Genomic DNA, 20,069 nt, shown 5'->3' with positions numbered 1-20,069 from the left:
TGCGCCGTCCTGGTCGCCGAAGCTCATCACGCAGGTGGGGCTGGCGTGGATGCCCAGCTTGTGCTCGATGGACACACACTGAACATCGTTGCGTTGACCGAGCGAACTATCGGCATTGACCAGAAACTTGGGGACCAGGAACAACGAGATGCCTTTGACGCCCTCGGGTGCATCCGGGGTGCGCGCCAGCACCAGATGCACCACGTTATCGGTCAGGTCGTGGTCGCCCCAGGTAATGAATATTTTCTGGCCATACAGCCGGTAATGATCGGCCTCGGGTACCGCCTTGGCGCGTACCGCCGACAGGTCGGAGCCGGCCTGCGGCTCGGTCAGATTCATGGTACCGGTCCACGCGCCGCTGACCATGTTCGGTAGATACTGTGTCTTCAGTGCATCCGAACCGTGCTGTTTGAGCGCTTCGGTCGCGCCGGCGTTCAGCAAGGGGCACAGGGCAAAGGACATGTTTGCTGCGTTCCACATTTCCATCGTTGCCGTCAGCACCAGCTCCGGCAGACCCTGACCGCCATGGTCGGGGGCACCGCTGATGCCGTTCCAGCCGCCTTCCACAAATTGTTGATAAGCTGCCTTGAAACCGTCGGCGGCAAGCACGCCGCCGGCTTCCAGACGCACGCCTTGCACGTCACCGGTTTTGTTGAGCGGAGCCAGTACCTCGTTGGCCAGTTTGGCCGCTTCGTCCAGAACCGCTTCGACCAGATCCGGCGTTGCGTCCTCGTAACCCGGCAAGCGGGTCAACTGATCCAGACCGGCCAGCTCCTCGATCACAAACCGCATGTCGCGGGTCGGTGCAAAATAAGTCGTCATGAGTTGCCTCCTCAGGCGGGTGGGAGTTTGTCCAGTTCGGCGGACAGTTCGGGGAGTACCTTGAATAAATCGCCGACGATGCCGTAATCGGCGATCTGAAAGATCGGGGCCTCTTCGTCCTTGTTGATGGCGACGATGATTTTGCTGTCCTTCATCCCGGCCAGGTGCTGGATGGCGCCGGAAATACCCGCGGCGATATAGAGTTCGGGCGCGATGATCTTGCCGGTCTGGCCAATCTGGCAGTCGTTGGGCACGAAGCCGGCGTCCACCGCCGCGCGGGAGGCGCCCACCGCCGCGCCGAGCTGGTCGGCGATGTCTTCCAGCAGCTTGAAGCCCTCGCTCGAACCCATGCCGCGACCACCGGAGACGACGATCCGGGCGGCGGTCAACTCGGGGCGCTCGGACTTGGTCAGCTCCTGACCGATAAAGCGGGTCACGCCCAAAGGCACCGCCGGCGGCACCGTTTCGATCGATGCAGTACCGCCCTCGCTGGCGGCTGCCGCAAAGGCGGTACCGCGCACCGTCATCGCTTTGATCGGGGCGCTGCACTGTACCGTGGCCAACAGGCTGCCGGCGTAGATCGGACGGACGAAAGTGTCGGCGTTCTCCACGCCGACGATGTCGGACAGTTGGGTAACGCCAAGCAGTGCCGCCACGCGCGGCATCAGGTTCTTGCCGAAGGAGGTGGCTGGCGCCAACACATGACCGTAATCCTTGTTGGCGAGCCCGGCGATCAGCACCGCGAGGTCTTCGGCAAAGTGATGAGCGTAGTGGTCGGCGTCCACCTGCAGCACTTTGGCGATCCCAGGGATCTTGGCGCTGGCCGTGGCCGCGCCGGCGCAGTCGCTTCCCGCCACCAGCATGTGGATTTCGCCGCCGATGTTCCGCGCGGCGGTGACCGTATTCAGGGTGGCCGCTTTCAGCGTGGCGTGATCGTGTTCCGCAATGACCAATATGTTTTTCATATCAAATCGCCTTGACGTCGTTTCGGAGTTTGGCGACGAGTTCCGCCGCATCGGCCACCTTGATGCCGGCTTCGCGTTTGGGCGGTTCGGCCACCTTGAGCGTGGTCAGTTGTGTCATCGGCACGACACCCAGATCGCCTGGGCTGAGCGTCTCCAATGGCTTTTTCTTGGCCTTCATGATGTTGGGCAGCTTGACGTAGCGGGGTTCGTTGAGCCGCAAGTCGGCGGTCACCACCGTCGGTAGCTTGAGCGCCACGGTTTCCAGCCCGCCGTCGATCTCGCGGGTGACCTCGATTTCCTGTTCGCCCAGTGTGAGCTTGGAGGCGAAAGTGCCTTGCCCCCAGCCGAGCAGCGCCGCCAGCATCTGCCCGGTCTGATTGCAGTCGTCGTCGATGGCCTGTTTGCCAAGAATCACCAGGTCCGGCTGCTCGCGCTCGACCAAGGCTTCCAGCAACTTGGCGACCATCAGCGGTTCGAGTATGGCGTCGGTCTCGACCAGGACGGCCCGGTCGGCACCCATGGCGAGCGCCGTGCGCAGCACCTCCTGACACTGGCTGACGCCGATGGAGACAGCGACAATCTCCGTTGCCTTGCCCGATTCTTGCAGCCGCACCGCTTCTTCCACGGCGATTTCATCGAAAGGGTTCATGCTCATCTTGATGTTGGCGGTCTCCACGCCGGAGCCGTCCGCCTTGGGGTGAACCTTGACGTTGTAGTCGACCACCCGCTTCACGGTGACGAGAATTTTCATGGCAATCCTTCTGTATTCATCTGGTTATTGAGTAGGCTTCGTTCTGCTATCGTTGGCTTGGGGTTGTCCCCGCGATCGTTGCCAGTTCAGTGAAGCCTTTCGTTATTTCCCCAGGCAGGCCCGCTATTCGACCGTGTATTGCGCGCGCATCACCTTTTTGTCGAGCTTGCCGACGCTGGTTTTGGGCAATACGTCCACGAAGACCACGCGATCCGGGACCCCGTACTTGGAAATGATGCCCTTGGCGGCGAAGTCCTGGAGCAGAGCCTTGATATCGGTCTCGCCGACCTCCTGTCCGTCCTTACGGACGACCACCGCCAGCGGCCGTTCGCCCCACTTGGGATCGGGCACGCCGATCACCGCGGCTTCTTCGATCGCGGGATGTTTGAGAATGAGGTTTTCCAGTTCCAGCGAAGAGACCCACTCGCCACCGGTCTTGATCACATCCTTCAGCCGGTCGGTGATCTTGAGATAGCCCTCCTCGTCGATCACACCGATGTCGCCGGTGTGCAGATAGCCGCCGTGCCACAACGCTTCGGAATTCCTGGGGTCCTTGAGATAACCCTGAGTCAACCAGGGCGCGCGGACCACCACTTCGCCCGGCGTCTTCCCATCGTGCGGCAAATCGTTCATCTCCTCGTCCACCACGCGTAGCTCGACCAGTGGCACCGGCAAACCGGTCTTGCAGCGGATGTCCAGTTGCCGTTCCTCGTCCCAGTCCAGCATGTGCGGTTTGAGTTGCGCCAAGGTCAGAATCGGGCAGGTTTCCGACATGCCGTAGGCAGTGAATACGTCCACGCCTCGGGCGCGGGCCTGCTGAGCCAAGGTTGGCGACAACGCCGACCCGCCGATGATCACCTTCCAACGCGACAGATCGACCTCGTTCACGACCGGACTGGCGAGCAGCATTTGCAGGATGGTTGGCACACAGTGGGAAAAGGTCACTTGTTCCCGCTGAATCAGGCGTAGCAGGTGAGCCGGTACGTAGCGGCCCGGATAGATCTGTTTCACGCCCATCACCGTGGCGATATAGGGGACGCCCCAGGCGTGAACGTGGAACATCGGGGTGATCGGCAGATACACATCGTTGCGGGTAATGCCTTGTCGGCTCCCTGTCAGCGCTGTCATCACGCTAAAGGTATGCAACACCAGTTGCCGGTGGCTGAAATACACACCCTTGGGCAGGCCGGTGGTGCCGGTGGTGTAGAACGTGGTGGCGCGGGTGTCTTCCGAGAAATCCGCGAACGGGTAATTGGGATCGCTGGCGGCCAGCAGCGCTTCGTACTCGGTGTCAATGTTTAGCGAGGTTGCCGGAGGCTGATCGGCATCGTTGAGCAATACCAATTTCTTGACGGGTTCGATCCGGTCGCGGATGGCTTCCAGGACCGGCAGGAACTCGGTGTTGACCAGGATCACGTCGTCCTCGGCGTGATTGATGGTGTAGAGAATCTGCTCCGGTGACAGTCGGATGTTCACGGTGTGCAGCACCGCGCCCATCATCGGGATGGCGAAGAAACATTCCAGATAACGGTGACTGTCCCAATCCATGACCGCCACGGTATCTCCAGGTTTGACGCCCAATCCGGCCAGACCGTTGGCCAAGCGGTGGATGCGTTCGCCCATCTCCCGATAGGTCTGGCGTTTGAAATCGCCGTAAACGATTTCCTGATTAGGAAACTGGCGCAGCGGATTAGCCAGCAGATTTTTGATCAGCAGCGGGTAAGCGTAAGCCGATGGGGTCTTGTTTATGATGTTGTTAGTCATTGTTGTTGTCCTCTCTCGTTTCACACCATCGAATGGGGATAAATAGGTGACCTGCACCCTATAAGGTTTCGGATAAGCCCGTCGCTCAGGCCGTCCGATCGGACGACTCTGAACAGGTCGCGTGCAAGTGGCTTCAGGCGGTCGAGCGCCTGTCGGACGAAGCCATTGGTTTCGCCCTCCTGGGTCGGTGGATCGAACAGCGGCACCGGTACATCGGTGTTAGTGAGATGGGCGACGATCGCCACCCCCATGATTTCGGCGCCCAATACGATCGTCTTGCGAAAATGCTTTGCGATTAGCTGCTTGTAGACCGCCAAGCAACTTGCAAGGCAAGCCAAAAGGTTGTTTCGGTGCTCTTCTCGCGGCTTAAGCCAACGACAGGATTAGGGTTTGGCAGCCCATGGTCGCCTCGACCGTTGTCGGCGGCCATGATGTCTTCCCGATCAAGAGGCGATGAGCATCGTCAGCAGTTCGGCGACCAAAGCCGGTTTGTCTTCGCCTTCGATGGCGATGGTATTGCGGGTCTTGATCAGGACGCGGCCCGGTCCCTTGGTTTCCACCGTCAGCAATTCCACGCGATTGCGCACCCGGGCGCCGGCCTTGACGGGAGCCATGAAACGTACCCGGTCGAGTCCGTAATTGAGCACTTGGCCCGTGCCTGGCGGAGCGATACCGAGATCGAACTGGGTGATGGCAATCAGCGATAGACACAAAAAGCCATGAGCGATCGTTCCGCCATAGGGACTCTCCTTGGCCGCCCGTTCCCGATCGACATGAATCCATTGGCGATCGCCGGTGCATTCGGCGAATTGATCGATACGCGCCTGGCCGATTTCGATCCAGTCCGAAACCCCCAGCTCACGACCGACGAATTCGCTGATCGTCGCGATGCTGTAGTTTGCTAGAGCCATCTCCTTACCTCTTGATCTGAACGGGTTATCAATTACGTCGTAACACTGTAGACGCGCGAGGGAGAAGCTCACCTATCGGTGGATAGGCATTAGGGGTTGGGGATGAGTTAGGGATTTGGGGACTACGCAGCCCGATTTGAAAAGCCCGACAATAGCCGCCGCGCGAAGCTGTTCCTAGCGCGGATGCGTAATAGGATCAGATGGTTGGCGCTCAGAACTGTGGATGTTCGGAGATAGGCCATTGCCTATCATTCGATAGGTGCGATGGGTTGGGTGGGAGTTGGAACGGATTACAGCAACCCCTGTTCGCGGGCTTTGGTGACCGCTTCGGTGCGGTTGCGCGCCTGTAGTTTGCCGAAGATCTGGTGCAAATGCCACTTGGCGGTGCCGATGGAAATCCCCAGCTTATCGGCGATTTCCTGATTGGTGAGGCCGAAATCCAACAGGCGCAGGATCTCGAATTGGGTTTTGCTGACCGGTCCCGCCAGACCCTCCGGCGCGGGCGCGGCTTCGTGGGGAAAAGCTTGCAAGAGCTCGATGACGAAAGCGGGCGCCACATGGCGCAGTTGCGGTAGCAGCGCGGCCACGGCCGGACCCTCGTCGAGAAAAACCCGCCGGTACCCGGGCGAGGTGGCCAGAGAGAGTGCCTGTCCCAACCGGTCCAGAGCGGCGGCTCGGTTGCCGGCGGCCCGTTTGCACAGCGCCTGCAGCACGTAAACGGTGATCAGACTGCCATTCCGTTCCTCTTTGACCGCCGCCGTTTCAAGACCATTGAGGACCCGCTCCGCTGTCCGCGGTTGACCTTGCGCCAGCAGCAGGCGCGCATAGACCAAGCGTTCAAACTCGGAATGGGATTCGGCCGAGATAGCCGCCTTCTCCAGGGTTCGCGCGGCCGCCGCGACGTTTCCCTCGCGCAATTGTAGTTCGGCGGCGGCGGCGTCTATCAACCGCCAGCGCCGGGGATTTTCGGATTTTTCGGCGAGTCGCCGTGCCGCCGTCAACGTATCCCAGGCCGCTTCGCGCTCGCCGCTGACATGTTGTAATTTGGCGAGCGACCGTTGACCCATCAAGGTGTAATAGACCATTCCCAACTGCTGACAGAGAGCGATGCCGGTGATCAGATTCCGCCGGGACGACTCCAAGTCGTTGACTTCGTAAAAAAAATACACCCAGCGGTACGTAGACCAGGCCGGCGACCGCTAGCGGCTTGCCTCGGACATCCACGTAACGCTCGACGTTCTCGCAGCAAAGCAGCATCGCCTCCCGTAAACGGCCCTGGGCATACATCAGCGGCGCCAGATTACCGAGCGCGTCCAGGGTGATTAAGTGGTTGCCGAGCTTCTGACCGAGCCGCACGGCTTGACTGAGCGTTTCGATGGCCGTTTTCCGATCGCCGGAGAGGCGTTGCGCATGGCCCAGCAGGCTGAGTGCACAGGTGTGGAAGAAGGACCCGCTTTCGCGTAGTTCGTCCAGGGCTTGCCGAGCGAGTGCCACGGCTTTTTCCGGGTTGCCCCGATTGATGGCCAGGAATGCCTGGAAGGCCAACAGCGTCGCTTGATGCGTGGAGGGAATGTCGGCGTGCTCGGCCGTGTGGGCGGATGGGGAATACGCCTCGGCCTCTTCGATCCGGCCGCGCAGATATAACAGCCAGGCTTTATAACCGGCAAGGTCGCCATGGGCGCGGATCGTGCCATCGGGCAGCGTCTCCAACCAGGCCAGCACCGCAGGGAACTCGCCCCGACATAACATCTCGTCCACATGGGCGCGGATCAATGATACGGTCGTGGAAATGTCCCCTGCCGCCAGGGAATGTTTGACCGCTTCGGTACCGAAGCCGTTGGCTTCATACCAGGTACTGGCTTTCCGGTGCAGTGCCGCTTGTTCGTCGGCACTCAGATCGACCCGCAGAAAATCGGCGAGGAGTTGGTGGTAGCGGTACCATTGACGATGGTCGTCGAGTCTGATCAGAAACAGATTGGCCTGTTCGAGCTGGGTCAGGATCAATCTACTGTCTGTTCGATCGGTCAATGCATCGCAGAGAGAGGCGCAGAGCCGATCCAATACCGCTGTTTGGCGCAGAAAGGCTCGGATCTCCGCCGGCTGTTGACGAAGCACTTCCGCCGCCAGGTAGTCGATCACATAGCGGTGCTCGCCGCTGAAGGTCTCCACGGCCTCCGCAAGATGATTCACTCCCTCGACCCGCAAATGACCCCGCAGAGAAAGCGCCGCCATCTGGAGCCCTGCGATCCAGCCCTCGGTTCGCGTCTCCAGCACCTTCGCCGACTCGGCGTCGAGTTCGAGCCCCATGGTCCGGTTCAAAAACAGCGCAGCCTCCTCGTCCGAGAAGCGCAAATCCTCCAGACCGATTTCGGTGATGCGATCGAGTGCCCGCCAGCGGGGCAAAGGGAGCTTCGGCTCTTCGCGGGTGGCGATGATCAGTCGCAGTTGTTCAGGTAAGTGATTGACAGCAAATGTTATAGCTGCATCGATCTCCGGGTCTTCAATCATATGATAGTCGTCCAGAACCAGCACGATGGGGGTCGATACGTCAACGATTTCGTTGAGCAACTGGACCATCAGGGCTTTGGGCGTCGGGGTTTGCAGGGAGCCCAGCAAGGACAGCGGCGCCCGTCCGATCCCTGGTTCGACGGTCCGCAGGGAAGCGACCAGATAGGAAACGAAGCGCACGAGATCGTTATCATCCTGATCAAGCGAGAACCAGGCGACATGGCGGTGGTCATCGCTGGTGCTGATCCAGTCGCTGATCAGGGTCGTCTTACCAAAGCCGGCGGGACCGGAGATGAGTGTGAGTGGCCCGCTCGCGCCTTCCGCCAGGCGCACCAGCAGTCGGTTTCGGGAAACCAATTGTGACCGTGGCGGCGGAATGCTGATCTTCGTCTTGAGCAGAGGCGAGTATTCAGGCGAAGACATTTGGTGGGTCCGTTGCGTTAATTAGGGCATCGTCAACTTATCGAAAGGAGATTGTCATTTCTCCGCGATGCAAAGGGATTTGGAGATTCAATCGACCGTTCGGGCGCACGTCATCTGCCGCCAGTCTCAAATACTCGGATGCGCGCAGCGCGAGGGTCGACAGCAATCATCCAATGACGACGGGGACGGAATCTTACAAGTGTAGATTTTTTTTCATGGCTCGCCTTTTCCTGGTTGGCCACGATGTGGGAGACGCGGGCAGCGATGGGAATCGACGCGATGCCGGCCGAGCCGATCAGCGGATTGATCGCAACAGCACGCCAAGATATTTCAGCACGACCCAGTGCCGGACGGCGAACACCAACAGCCGAACACTCTGTTCGGTCACGTTTTCCCCTCCCGGAGTCACTCGGGCCATTCGGGCGCGGTCGGTGGAACAGGGTCGGACGGGCAAGCGCTCCACTCCGACCGGCCAGATTCACGACTGAACTCGGGCGCAGCGGAAGCTAATCAGATCGCTGCGGTAGCTGAGGCTACGGTCAACGCGGGACGATGCGCGAACGAAACGTGCCTTACCGTCCCAAGCGCCGCCACGCAAGGTATGCCTCCCATTGATATTTTGGCCTTCCCAAGCCAAGCCGTCCGTTGGAGCACCTTGATAGTTTTCGTGCCAACGATCTTGTGTCCACTCCAGAACATTGCCGAGCATGTCGTACAGTCCCCAGGGATTGGCACGCTTGAGTTTGACCGGGTGCGTTCCCGCCCGCGTGTGCGGATATTGCTTCCCCACCCAACCTGAGCTGTCCTCACCATCAGCTAGATCGAAATCGACCCCGCTGTTGCCTCCGTACCAGGCGATGGGATCGAGTGCCGGCGCGTTGTTCTTACCCGAGATGGTCAACTCACCGGTGTAGATGGCGGTTTCGGTGCCCGCCCGGCAAGCGTATTCCCACTGGGCTTCGCTGGGCAGCACTAGATTGAGGCCAGGAATCTGTTCGTTGATGTTACTGAGGAAGGTCTGTGCGTCATCCCAACTGACCTGTTCCACTGGCCGGGTTGGACTTTGGAATCGACTCAGGTTGTTTCCCATCACCGCTTCCCACAGCGCTTGAGTGCAGGGCGTGTCGAACAGCCAGAATCCCTGACTGAACGTGACCCGATGGCGGGGACCCTCATTGTCATAGCGGCCCGGCTCCTTTTCCGGTGAACCCATCCAGAACCGTCCCGGTGGTATCCAGCGCAGCCGTTGGGTGATCTCTTGCAAAGTGAACTCGACGAAGACGCCGTAACGATCTTGCCCCCAGCCGCTGGCCCAGTCGGGTGGGCAACCAGTGGCCAGCGGATGCCAAGCGGTGTCGATGATGGAGGGAGCGTTCACGATCAATTTATGGTCAATTCAAAGCCCCTTCCGCCGGCCAGTTTCTTGCGCGGCGCGCGCAACCGGGCGAAGACGGGGTTCCATGGCTCCGCTTGGCGCTCTCTTTAGGGGCGGAAGACGTCTTCCAGGCTGGCCGCGTCCAAAACACGGTCACCCCAGCATTCGAGCTGTTCCGTGGTCGCTGTGCCAAGTTGGGCTATCACGTCGCTCGGCAACGGGCCGAACCGCCGCGCCAATTGCCGCTGCAACAGCAAGGCCTCGCCCTGCGCGAGGCCTTTTTTCGAGGCCTTTTTCGAGGCCTTTTTTCGAGGCCTTTTTCGAGACCTTTTTTTGAGACCTCTTTCGAGGCCTTTTTTCGAGGCCCTTCTGCTCGTACTCGCGAATCCAAGCATCGAACCGATCGGTTAAAGTCATCTTCAACTCCTTCAAATCACGCACCTTCGGCAACACCAGCCGATTCCGGCTATGCCGCAACACCATCGCCCGAATCCACAGCGCGAAAATCCGCTTGAGTTCGGGGTTGCCGGCCAGCCATTCATTCAACACGTCAATCAATGCCATCAACGATGCTTCGTTTTCCGGACGTTCGAACCGGATGGCCGCCGCCACCAGGTTCCGCATCGCCGCCAGTTCGGCCACGTTGTACCGATTCTCGTCGATCAGCAAGTACTCCAGATGGGGCACGTACTTCGCCAACAGCCCCGGCGTTCGGGGAATCAGATCGGCCACGTTGGTCTCGGCCGTCCATTTGCCGTCGCCGTTGTACAGCACGATTGGTAGGACCGGGGGCAAGCGGCGCCGGGGCAGCACTTGTTTCTGCTTGATCAGGTCTTGGTACAGGAGTCCGACGTAGGTCATGATTCGCACCGCCATGAAGGGATCGACCGTGCTCTGAAATTCGATCAGGATGTAGAGGTAGACCCATTCCCCGCCCACTTGCACCCGCCAGACGATGTCGTCGGCCCGGTCGCGCAGGTCATCGGTGACGTAGCTACCCGAGACCCGCTCCAGGGTGCGGTAGTCCAGGCCGTGCAACCAGTCGTCCGGGATGAAGCCCAGGATCAGGTCCCGCACTACTTCCGGGGCCGAAAACAGCGTCTTGTACGAAGCGTCGTCGTCGTGGCTCATGGCCGACAGTGTAGCCGGTCCCCCCAGCGCCTCCAATGACCTCGTCATTCCGTCGGCTGGCCGGGTTCACCTCGAACTCGGGCACAGCGAAAGCCGATGCGGTCGTAGCGGAAGTCGGGGTGGTCCGCGAGGCGGACCGCCGCTCGCACGCTGCGCGCGAGGTGGAACCAGGACCCGCCGCGCAGGACACGGCCCGCGCCGGCCTCCAGCGAGCCCATGGGATTCGTTTGGGTATTTTGATCGTAATCCCTCATGTCGTCCTGGCACCACTCCCAAACATTGCCGAGCAGGTCGTACAGGCCCCAAGGATTGGCTTGCTTGAGCTTGACCGGGTGCGTTCCCGCCTTCGTGTGCGGGTACTGTTTTTCCGGCCAGCTTGAGCTGTTCTCACCGTCGGTCAGATCGAAATCGACGCCGCTGTTACCGCCGTACCAGGCGATGGGATGGAGCGCTGGAGCGATGCGTTCGCCGAGAATCGCCAACTCGCCCGTGTAGATGGCTGTTTCGGTCCCCGCCCGGCAGGCGTATTCCCACTGCGCCTCGCTGGGCAGCGTCAGATCGAGATCGGGAATCCGCCCGTTCAGTCGCTTCAAAAAATCCTGCACGTCGTCCCAACTCACCTGTTCCACCGGCCGGGTCGGACTCTGGAACCGGCTGGGATTCTTCTCCATGACCACTTCCCACAAGGCTTGGGTGCAGGGGGTGTCGAACAGCCAGTAGCCTTCGGTCAGGGTGACGAGGTGGCGGGGATGTTCCCACTCGAACCATTTTCGTTCGTCGTCATTCTTCGCCAGTCCGCGCGTCTCCTCTTCCGGTGAACCCATCCAGAACTGTCCTGGCGGAATCCAGCGCAAACACTGGATGACTGGTTCGCCGTGACCCGGATCGATCTCGATTTCGCACCACAACCCGAAACGGTCACGGCCGATGGCGCTGGCCCAGGTGGGTTTCGTGAGGCGGCGAAACATCAGGCGTTCGCGGTCGGTGTGAATGAAAAAGGCGGGCGCCTGGGGCAATGGGCAGCGGACTGGAGACGGGCTGGCATCGAGACGCAGCAGGGTGGGTTCCGCGTCGGTTGCTCCGCCAGGCTGGCTTTGCTCGGGTTTGGTGGTTGGCTCTGCACCTGATCGAACTCGGGCACAGCGAAAGCTGATGTAGTCGTAGCGGTGACCTGGAGCGTAGTGGTAACGGTACGCCGCGCGTGCGTAGCGCGCATCAACGTCCCAAGACCCGCCGCGCACGACGCGCTTCGCGTCGGCATTGCGTCCTTTCCGCGCCGAACCATCGATCGGAGCGTTCTGGTAGTCATCGTACCAGTGATCCTGGCACCATTCCCTGACATTGCCATGCATCTCATACAAACCCCAAGGGTTCGGCGGCAGACTTGCCACTGGCATGGTTTTTTCGCCGCACGATTTTTCGCAGATAGAGACTCTGTTCTCCACGCATGGAGGGATACACATATGAATATTTGCTGTCGTAATTTACCTGCTCAGGAGTAATGGTGGCACCGAAACTGAAGGGAGTTGTGGTACCAGCGCGACAGGCATATTCCCACTGGGCTTCGGAAGGTAGGCCCAAGTCAAGTCCAGGCAAGAGGTCGTTGACTCGCCGGAGAAAGGCTTGACAGTCGTTCCAGCTTACGCGTTCCACTGGGTGATCGACCCCTTTGAATTGGCTCGGGTTCTCGCCCGTCACTGCTTCCCACAGTGCCTGAGTGCAGGTAGTGTCGAACAGCCAGAAACCTCGGTTGAGCGTTACTGAATGCTGGGGACCCTCGTCGTCGTAGCGTTCCGGCTCGTCTTCCGGCGAACCCATCAGGAACGCACCGGGTTCGATCCAGCGCATTTTTTTGGGTAACCCCTTCGACGCTGAAGGTGACCCAGTGGCCGTAGTCGTCCGTGCCCCAGTCGTCAGCCCAGCTCGGGGGTTGACCGGAGCGCCAGAAGGCGTTGCGGTCGGGGTCGGTGGGCAGTGGTTCGACCTGAATCAAGCCGTTGCGGCTAGTGCAATCCGCGAGATGACTCCCGCTCGGAAGCGCCTCCGCAGCGACGAACTCCAGCGTTCCGCCCTGTTGTTTGATGGCGAGACGACGTACCGGACGATCCGGTCGCCGAATCAAATCCGGGTGGAAATCGGTGGGAAATCGATAGTTCGAGTCCTGCTCATGCAAGGCATAGCTCAGGCGTTGGAGATCGTCGCCGACCCGCTCATCTCCCCACAGCCGCTCGGCGCGGCGCTCGACACGGCCGAACCATTCCAGATCGCTGCCGCTTGCGGCCGTGCCACCCTCGCCGCAATCACGCACAAAATCAGTGAAATAATCACGGGCGCAGGGCAAATCTTGGACAACTTCGGCGGCAGCCTGGGCGGTGGGCGGCAGATTCAGCAATTCCTCGAACCAGATTTCCTCCGGCAGATACCCGCGCCAGGCGCGCAGCAACCCGGCGAAACGAGCCTGAAGATCGGGCGCAAGCCGAGACGAGAACTCGTCACGCAATTGTTTGGCTCGCTCCGGGTTTAAAGTAGCGCCGGCAGCGGAACGGCCGATCAGGTCCGGGTGTTGCCACACATCGGCCTCGGTGCCGGCATCGGCCTGATCTGGCGGTAGTAACAGGCGCGCGGCGCGCAACAGGCCGGGTTCGATGCGCACCGCCGGGGATACCAGCCGCAGCAGGCGCTCGGCGCGCTGTTCGAGCGACTCCTCGGGATCGCGCGGGCGCGGACGCTCCCACGAGATCAACCGCCAGACTTCGGCCAGCCGGGCCGGACACCGCTCCAGCGGACCGGGCACCAGCGCCACCGGGACGCGGCCGGCGGCGCGCAGGTCGCGGCCGAGGCGCAGCCAGCGCTCGCAAAGTTCCGTTCGCGTGCCGGATTGGCAGCCGAGATCACCCAGTACCAGCACGATGCTCCCCGCGCCGCCTTCGGGCAGTCGCGGAGCGGACATGCCGTCGCGAATCACGCTTCGGCCCAAGGCGTGGACCGGTAGCAAGCGCCGCAGGGCTTCGCGGACGAGATACTGATCCAGGCGATACGGAATCAGCCGGGCGCTGCGATCCTCGATGACGTGCAGGGTCGGCCCCCAGCGGCGGCAACGCTCGCGCGGCAGTTCAGCGAGGAATAGGGCTTGGCCGAGAAGGCGCACCGTCAATTCCAGATCGACCGCCCGGCCTGGTTGCGGCAAACAGAGCGGACCGCGCAGCTTTGGCTCCAGCTCGCGCCAATCGGCCAGCGGTGGAATCGTCGGCGGGTTTTTGGGCCGCAGGTTCCAGCCCCGGTAAGGCGTTGTCGGGGGCCGGGGGGCAGGTTCGCCTTCTTCGATGGGTTCATATCGCGTCTGCTGCCAGAAAGGCGTTTCGGCGAGCGGGCGGGCGACGATCTCCGGTGACGGCAGTTCCGGCCGTTCGCCACCGTCTCCGTCCGGCTCTTTCTTCAGCCGTTTCTTCGGCGCTTTCTCGGGTGCCCGCCACTCGTAGCCGGCAAACTCGGCCACCGCCAGTGCCAGAGCCGCGTTCCCGTCGGCCAGAGCCATCGCCAGCGCCAGGTCCGTGTTCCCGTCGGCCAGGGCCACCGCCAGATCCGCGCGCCCGCAAGCGCCCCTCGGTCTAGTCGGCGTCTTGCTCGGGGATTCGCTGGAAGGCATCGGGATGTTTCTTCAAGATGAACTCGGCCACCTTTTCCATCAAGGCTTCCTGGGCCTTGGCGGTGCGCTCGCGGGTGATGACGGCGCGCACCAGGTCCAGATATTCGGCCTGACCGGGCAGCGGCAGCCAGTGGTTCTCGCGAGAGGTCTCGCGGTCCGCGACCAGCAGCTCGGCGGCATGTTGGAGTACCTTGTCGGAGGCAGGCGGTTTATGACGGTCGAAGTGGGCATGGCCGCGTGCGATCAGGCGTTCCGCCAGCTTTCTGGGGTCCGACGGCAGGCGCAAATGCAAAACCAGACAACGACGCACGAAGGCATCTGGCAAGGCACGCTCTTCGTTGGTGGTGATGACCACCAGCGGGGCGATACCGGTCGCCTTGACCGGTTCGGTGCAGCCCTGCGGATGGAAACTGCCGACGCCGAGCGCCTCCAGCAGGCCGTTGGGCACGTCCATCTCGGCCTTGTCGATCTCGTCGATCAATACCAAGCAGCCGTTGGCGGGATCGCCGCCGTCGGGCTGGGGCGGCGCCGAAATGCCGATGGCCTTCGCTCGGTCCAGCGCGCCGTTCCAGTCGAACGCCCACCAGAGCGCGCGAGGATGCAGAAAGCGCGCAATGGCGAGCCGATCACGGATGTTCGGCCCCTCGGGTTTGCCGCCTCTCTCCGCTGTCGACGGAGCCGGATCGAGCGTATCGAGATTGGCCACCCGGTCCAGTGCGCCCAGCAACTGGGCCTCGGCGAGACGTGCAACAGCGTCGAAATGCCAGAGCAGGTCGCGGGATTCGGTGCGCGCATCGACCGTGTGCGGGACGAAAGCGCGGCCCAAACCCTTGGCGGCGGCGCGGGCAAGCTGGGACTTGCCGATGCCGGGCTCGCCGCGCACCAGCAACGGCCGGCGGGCAGCCAGGGCGGCGTTGACGGCACGAATCTGGCGCGGCTCGAACTGGTGGACGGCTTCCGGCATGTCACCGGTGGCGGCGAGTTCGACGACGGCGTCATCGGCGATGTCTAGGAATTTCACCGGTCGACCTCCGGGTCGTGGTAGAGGAGATCGCGCAGCTTGCTGTAGCGTTCCCACTCGACGTTCAAAGGCTCGCCGCCGGTTAACCGCAGGAAAGCGATGTGAGGGAACGTTCGCTTCAACTGGGCCAAGACGCTTTCTCGCTTTTGCCGCGCCTCGGGATTGTTTGGCATCCGCGCGATGAAATAGTAGGTCAGACCACCATCGCGGGACTCGGCTTCCAGGCGAAGCTGAGCGGCGATCGTATCCAGCAGCTCCTCTTCGGAAACGTCCGCGCCGAGCGATCTCAGGTGGCTCGGGATGAAGCGTTCTTTCAGGTAATCCTTGAAAGTGTTCTCGAAGCGATCCGGGTCGGTTTCGAAAGTCTCCAGCAGGTGGATTCGCCAATCTCGCGAAAACTGCTTGCCGTCGGGGTCGCGACCGGACTCCGGTGGCTCTGGTAGGCTGGCCACACCTTCCGGGTCCGCGTGCTTGGACGGCTGTGGTCGCAGCGACGCCGCGCGGCGATCCGCCGCAGCCATGATGATCTCCGCCAAGGTCCGCAACTTCGTCGGCAACGCCAGGGGGCAGACGGAATGGTCGCCCTTGTGCCGACGCACGTCGGCGACGACTGTGGCATCGTGGATAGCCGGCAGAATGGTTAGCACCAGATCTTTCGCAACCTGCATGCCGGGGCGATCTTTCTTGCCGCGCCGCTTGTCCTGGACCGAGAGCGCCAGCTTGAATAAACGCTCCGGCGATAGCTCTTCGACGAGTAACCGCTCGACGATTTGCTCCCGGCACTTGGGGATGTCGTCGCGCGGCAGCTCCAGCTCGGCGGCAAAATCGTCGGTGGCCGCATCGCTGCGCTCCAGTAGCCGGCGAAGCAACTTTCGGGCACTTTCCAGGCGCTTGCATTGCTCGTCGATGCCCAGCGCTTCTCTGAATTTTTCATCTCGAAGCAGCCGCCAAGCCGGGACGGCTTCGAGTTTCTTGTGATCGAAATTCGGCGGAACATGCTTGACGACACCGAGAAGCCCGGACCCGACGAACACCGGCATACCGGAGACACCTTTCCATTGTTCCTCGGCAATGGGCTGAGCATCCTCAAGGATTTCAAAGAAGAAAGCTCCATCGGCCATCGACCGTAAGGTCCCGCCGAACTGACCGGGTTCGCGCACGTCACCGCGCTTGTTCGCGCGAGCGAATCCGGCGCTCTGCCAGCGCTCGCCCTCCGTGGGTCGGCGCTCGACCAGCCGGCCAAGCTCGAACCGCCGCAGATATTCCGGCCGGCGACAACGAACCAGTGCGGCGTCCAAATCGCCCTGTCCAGACCAGACCAGATCGGCCTTTATCCAGCTTGGCTGCTCGTCATAGAACCACTTAACTTCAATCCGTCCCGGAATGTTCTGATTCTCGGGCATGACCACATGCCGCGAAGTCAGGATCAGGTCTTCCGTCATCGGATAGCCGGTGCCAAAGACGCCGGTTGTCGGGTCCTTGGTATCCGTTGCCGCGAAGATGGCAACAAGGAGGTCTTTCTGCATGGGCCTGTCTCAAGCTGCCAAGGTGCCCGGTTCAATCGCCCCGTTTATCTTGATCCTTAACATCGAGTCGCTCTCTGTTCGGTCCCACCACCGGCTTCAGCTTGAGCTTCAGCTTTTGTGTCTTGGCATGAGACGCATTGACCTCGGCCTCGGCGTTGTAAACCCAGAACTTGACCCCACCACCGCCCTTGCCACCTTTGGTGGTGACGATTTGTAATTCGATCTCGATGTCCTAGACCTGAAATTTCAGATCCGATCCTTCGCTCTGGCCTCGTGTCTTCAGTAACTCCTCACGCAACTGACCCAGCATTTCCGACAGTTCGATGTTTTCCATGACAACCTATCTTGTGTGTGGGATACGAGACAGATTAGCGCATGACACCTGGCAATTCCTGTCCGACCCGCGACGAAATGTTACATGTCGGTCGCCGCCATGGAATCATCGAGGAAGACGGATTGATACCATTGGCGGGAACCCGGCATCGTGAAAATCGATCCCTGATATAACTCTGGATAACCACAACCGAAGGAAAAAGAAAATGGCCTGCGAACTGCTCTTTCGTGACGATGCCTATCAGCAATCCTGCACCGCGCAGGTGACCGCCGTGTCCGAACACGGCATCGAACTGGACCGCACCGTATTCTATCCGCGCGGCGGCGGACAACCCGGCGACACCGGCCAACTGCGCCGGGCCGATGGCGTGACCGTGCGGGTGATCGACACTCGCCACGGCGAAGGGTCGGATGCCGTCGTCCACCTACCCGAGCCGGACGCGCCCGCTCTGGCAGTGGGCGATGCGGTCACGGCGGAACTCGACTGGGAGCGCCGTTACGCCCACATGCGCATCCACACCGCCCTGCATGTGCTGTCCTGCGTGGTCGTCGCGCCGGTCACCGGCGGCAACATCGCCGCTGACAAGGGCCGGCTGGATTTCGACATCGACATGAGCTTGCTCGACGCCGAACGCATCGAACGGGAAGCGAATGCCCTGATCGAACGCGCTGTGGCCACGGAAACGGTCTGGATCACCGACGCCGAACTGGACGCTCAGCCCGAACTGGTCAAGACCATGAGCGTGCAGCCACCGCGCGGCGCCGGCCGGGTGCGCCTGCTCAAGATTCCAGGCATCGACCTGCAACCCTGTGGCGGCACCCACGTCCGCAACCTCGCCGAGATCGGCCGCATCAAAGTATTGCGCATCCGCAGCGAGGGCAAACGCAACAAGCGTGTCGAGATCGGCTTCGCCTGAGCGAGCGACGGCGGCGGGCGCGCCTTCGGACCGAGGGCGAATTCGCCGGGCTCGCGATATCTTGCGTGGAATGCCGTGCCAACGCCGGGTGGAACCCCATGAAAATCGTACTCGCTCCCAACGCCCTCAAGGGTTGTCTGACCGCCACCCAGGCGGCGGCGGCCATGGCGCGCGGCGTCGCGCGGGCCTGTCCGAACGCTGAGATCGCGCGGGTTCCGGTCGCCGACGGCGGCGACGGACTAGCCGACGTGCTGATCAACGCCCTGAACGGCGAGGCGCGCACCGTCACCGTCACCGGCCCGCGCGGCGATCCCGTGCTCGCCACGTTCTGCCATGTGCCCGCGCGGCGGTTGGCGGCGATCGAAATGGCGACCGCCAGCGGCCTGGCGCTGTTGTCCAGGGATCGGCTCGACCCCATGCTCACCACCACCCTCGGTACGGGAGAACTGATCGCGGCGGCGTTGGATCTGGGAATTTCCCATTTGGTGATCGGCATCGGCGGCAGTGCCACCAACGACGGCGGCATCGGCATGGCGACGGCCCTGGGCGCGCGCTTCCTGGACAAGAACGACGCTCCGGTCGAACCGGTCGGTGGGGCACTGGCCGCCATCGAACGCATCGATCTCGATAGACTCGATCCACGGCTAGCCGGGCTGCGAGTGGAGGCGATCTGCGACGTGGACAACCCGTTGCTGGGCGAACGCGGCGCGGCCCGTGTCTACGCCCCCCAGAAGGGCGCCACGCCCGAACAGGTGCGGGCGCTGGAGGCTGGATTGGCTCATCTGGCGGCGGTGATCGAGCGCGATCTCGGCTGGGACGTGCGCGAGTTGCCGGGCGCCGGCGCGGCCGGCGGTCTGGGCGCGGGCTTGAAGGCTTTCCTGAACGCTGAACTGCGACGCGGCGTCGATCTGGTGCTGGATCTGATCGGCCTGGACGAACAACTGCGTGGCGCGGACTTGGTATTGACTGCCGAGGGCCAGATCGATTTTCAAACCGCCTTTGGCAAGGCCCCGGCCGGCGTGGCGGAACGTGCTCGCGCGCTCGGCATACCCTGTATCGCCATCGCTGGCAGCGTCGGTGGCGGTCTCGAATCCCTGTACGAGCGGGGTATCGACGCGGTATTCAGCCTGTGTCCGGGACCGGTCAGCCTGGAGCAGGCGATGACGGCCGGTGGCGATTATCTGGCCGTCGCCGCTGAACAAGCGGTGCGCGCTTTCCTGGCGGGCCACCGCCGCGCCGAAGCAGGATAGCGCCGATATCGTCCAGTGGCGGCGCCGACGTAAAGGGTAGGCCCAGCGGGCGAAAAGTTTATCGACGCCCTCATGGCCCCATCTTCTCAACAGTTGGGGCCTACGGGAAAGTCGAGGCGGTTCATGGCCTAGCCGAGAAACGCCTCGGGTGAGGCGAGGTAGGCGATCTCCTGGGGCGTGCTCTCCCGCTCCAGGATGGCGTTGCGGTGCGGAAACCGGCCGAAGCGGCGAATCAGATCGTGGTGGTGGCGGGCGAAACGCAGACTCTCTTCCAGCCCGGCTTGCTGGAAAAGCCGCACCGAGCGTTCCTGGTCCGCCAGCGCCTCGCCGTGCATGAACGGCAGGTACAGGAACAACCGTTGTTCCGGGCCCATCTCCCGGTCGGAACCGCGCGCGATGGCGCGATCCGCCACCACGCGGGCGGCGGCTTCGGTGGCAAAACTCTTGGGATGGCCCCGAAACAGATTCAGCGGAAATTGATCCAACACGATCACCAGAGCCAACGCACCCAACGGCGTCCGTTCCCAATCCTCCAACTGGCCGGTTGCCGCTACCCGATACGTGACCAGAAAGCGTTCGTGCAGCGCCTCATCGAACTCCGGCGTGGACGCGAACCACAGTGGCTTGACTTCCGCCGCGAACCAGAACTCCAGGATTTCCGTGGCGCTGGCGATACCTTCGGAATGTGTCATGGGGTTTCTCCGAATTTTCCAGAGATATTGGCCA

The 20,069-nt window shown here is 61.9% G+C and carries 17 protein-coding genes and 2 pseudogenes; 2 read left to right on the top strand and 17 right to left on the bottom strand.

The window, feature by feature from the left end:
• The 16 genes and pseudogenes from E4P82_RS10590 to E4P82_RS23670 form a co-directional block, all read right to left on the bottom strand.
• On the bottom strand, positions 1 to 822 hold an 822-nt coding region (locus E4P82_RS10590; protein WP_211203110.1), incomplete at its 3' end, for an acyl-CoA dehydrogenase family protein.
• 11 nt (positions 823 to 833) lie between these two features.
• Positions 834 to 1,787, bottom strand: coding sequence for an electron transfer flavoprotein subunit alpha/FixB family protein (locus E4P82_RS10585; protein ID WP_169248848.1), 954 nt, complete (start codon positions 1,785 to 1,787; stop codon positions 834 to 836).
• A gap of 1 nt (position 1,788) precedes the next feature.
• Entirely contained in the window at positions 1,789 to 2,538 is a 750-nt protein-coding gene (locus E4P82_RS10580) for an electron transfer flavoprotein subunit beta/FixA family protein (RefSeq protein WP_169248847.1), read from the bottom strand.
• Between the two features lie 123 nt (positions 2,539 to 2,661).
• Positions 2,662 to 4,302 carry a fatty acid--CoA ligase gene (locus E4P82_RS10575; protein ID WP_169248846.1) on the bottom strand — a complete coding sequence of 547 codons (1,641 nt, stop codon included), beginning with the start codon at positions 4,300 to 4,302 and terminating at the stop codon, positions 2,662 to 2,664.
• Positions 4,303 to 4,322: 20 nt separating this feature from the next.
• The gene (locus tag E4P82_RS10570; RefSeq protein WP_169248845.1) at positions 4,323 to 4,619 is read right to left on the bottom strand and encodes a hypothetical protein; all 297 of its coding nucleotides are present in this window, start codon (positions 4,617 to 4,619) and stop codon (positions 4,323 to 4,325) included.
• Between the two features lie 126 nt (positions 4,620 to 4,745).
• The gene (locus tag E4P82_RS10565; RefSeq protein WP_169248844.1) at positions 4,746 to 5,213 is read right to left on the bottom strand and encodes a MaoC family dehydratase; all 468 of its coding nucleotides are present in this window, start codon (positions 5,211 to 5,213) and stop codon (positions 4,746 to 4,748) included.
• A gap of 290 nt (positions 5,214 to 5,503) precedes the next feature.
• Positions 5,504 to 6,382, bottom strand: a complete 879-nt coding sequence (locus tag E4P82_RS22830; protein WP_312914739.1) for a LuxR C-terminal-related transcriptional regulator — start codon at positions 6,380 to 6,382, stop codon at positions 5,504 to 5,506.
• Between the two features lie 22 nt (positions 6,383 to 6,404).
• Positions 6,405 to 7,445: pseudogene (locus tag E4P82_RS23985) on the bottom strand (winged helix-turn-helix domain-containing protein); the annotation flags it as partial.
• A gap of 1,177 nt (positions 7,446 to 8,622) precedes the next feature.
• On the bottom strand, positions 8,623 to 9,522 hold the full coding sequence (locus E4P82_RS10555) for a formylglycine-generating enzyme family protein (protein ID WP_312914737.1): 900 nt from the start codon (positions 9,520 to 9,522) through the stop codon (positions 8,623 to 8,625).
• Between the two features lie 104 nt (positions 9,523 to 9,626).
• Complete coding sequence (locus tag E4P82_RS23680) at positions 9,627 to 9,914, bottom strand: DUF4351 domain-containing protein (protein WP_420887096.1); 288 nt, start codon at positions 9,912 to 9,914, stop codon at positions 9,627 to 9,629.
• A 190-nt stretch (positions 9,915 to 10,104) separates the two neighbouring features.
• Positions 10,105 to 10,650: pseudogene (locus tag E4P82_RS23675) on the bottom strand (Rpn family recombination-promoting nuclease/putative transposase); the annotation flags it as partial.
• A gap of 44 nt (positions 10,651 to 10,694) precedes the next feature.
• Complete coding sequence (locus E4P82_RS22820) at positions 10,695 to 12,047, bottom strand: formylglycine-generating enzyme family protein (protein WP_169248841.1); 1,353 nt, start codon at positions 12,045 to 12,047, stop codon at positions 10,695 to 10,697.
• Entirely contained in the window at positions 12,004 to 12,468 is a 465-nt protein-coding gene (locus E4P82_RS10540; protein WP_281383680.1) for a formylglycine-generating enzyme family protein, read from the bottom strand. Before E4P82_RS10540 ends, E4P82_RS22820 begins: the two co-directional genes overlap by 44 nt.
• A 1,790-nt stretch (positions 12,469 to 14,258) precedes the next feature.
• A complete protein-coding gene (locus E4P82_RS10535; protein WP_169248839.1) occupies positions 14,259 to 15,317 on the bottom strand; it encodes an AAA family ATPase in 1,059 nt (352 codons plus the stop codon).
• Positions 15,314 to 16,843 (bottom strand): trypsin-like serine peptidase, encoded by a 1,530-nt coding sequence (locus E4P82_RS10530; RefSeq protein WP_169248838.1) that lies wholly within the window; start codon positions 16,841 to 16,843, stop codon positions 15,314 to 15,316. Before E4P82_RS10530 ends, E4P82_RS10535 begins: the two co-directional genes overlap by 4 nt.
• Positions 16,844 to 16,874: 31 nt before the next feature.
• Positions 16,875 to 17,054: a trypco2 family protein gene (locus tag E4P82_RS23670; protein ID WP_420887095.1), complete on the bottom strand. Its 180-nt coding sequence runs from the start codon at positions 17,052 to 17,054 to the stop codon at positions 16,875 to 16,877.
• Between the two features lie 328 nt (positions 17,055 to 17,382).
• Between E4P82_RS23670 and E4P82_RS10520 the strand changes: the two genes are divergently transcribed.
• Both E4P82_RS10520 and E4P82_RS10515 read left to right on the top strand, forming a co-directional pair.
• Positions 17,383 to 18,093, top strand: a complete 711-nt coding sequence (locus E4P82_RS10520) for an alanyl-tRNA editing protein (RefSeq protein WP_169248836.1) — start codon at positions 17,383 to 17,385, stop codon at positions 18,091 to 18,093.
• Positions 18,094 to 18,191: 98 nt separating this feature from the next.
• Complete coding sequence (locus tag E4P82_RS10515; RefSeq protein ID WP_169248835.1) at positions 18,192 to 19,343, top strand: glycerate kinase; 1,152 nt, start codon at positions 18,192 to 18,194, stop codon at positions 19,341 to 19,343.
• Positions 19,344 to 19,471: 128 nt separating this feature from the next.
• Here the strand turns inward: E4P82_RS10515 and E4P82_RS10510 are convergent, their stop codons facing one another.
• Complete coding sequence (locus E4P82_RS10510; protein ID WP_169248834.1) at positions 19,472 to 20,035, bottom strand: DUF924 family protein; 564 nt, start codon at positions 20,033 to 20,035, stop codon at positions 19,472 to 19,474.
• Positions 20,036 to 20,069: the final 34 nt, after the last annotated feature.

Origin of the sequence: Candidatus Competibacter phosphatis, from assembly GCF_012939995.1 — a bacterium.
In the GTDB taxonomy this organism is placed as follows: Bacteria; Pseudomonadota; Gammaproteobacteria; order Competibacterales; family Competibacteraceae; genus Competibacter; species Competibacter phosphatis.
This window is presented reverse-complemented; position numbering and strand designations above follow the sequence as displayed.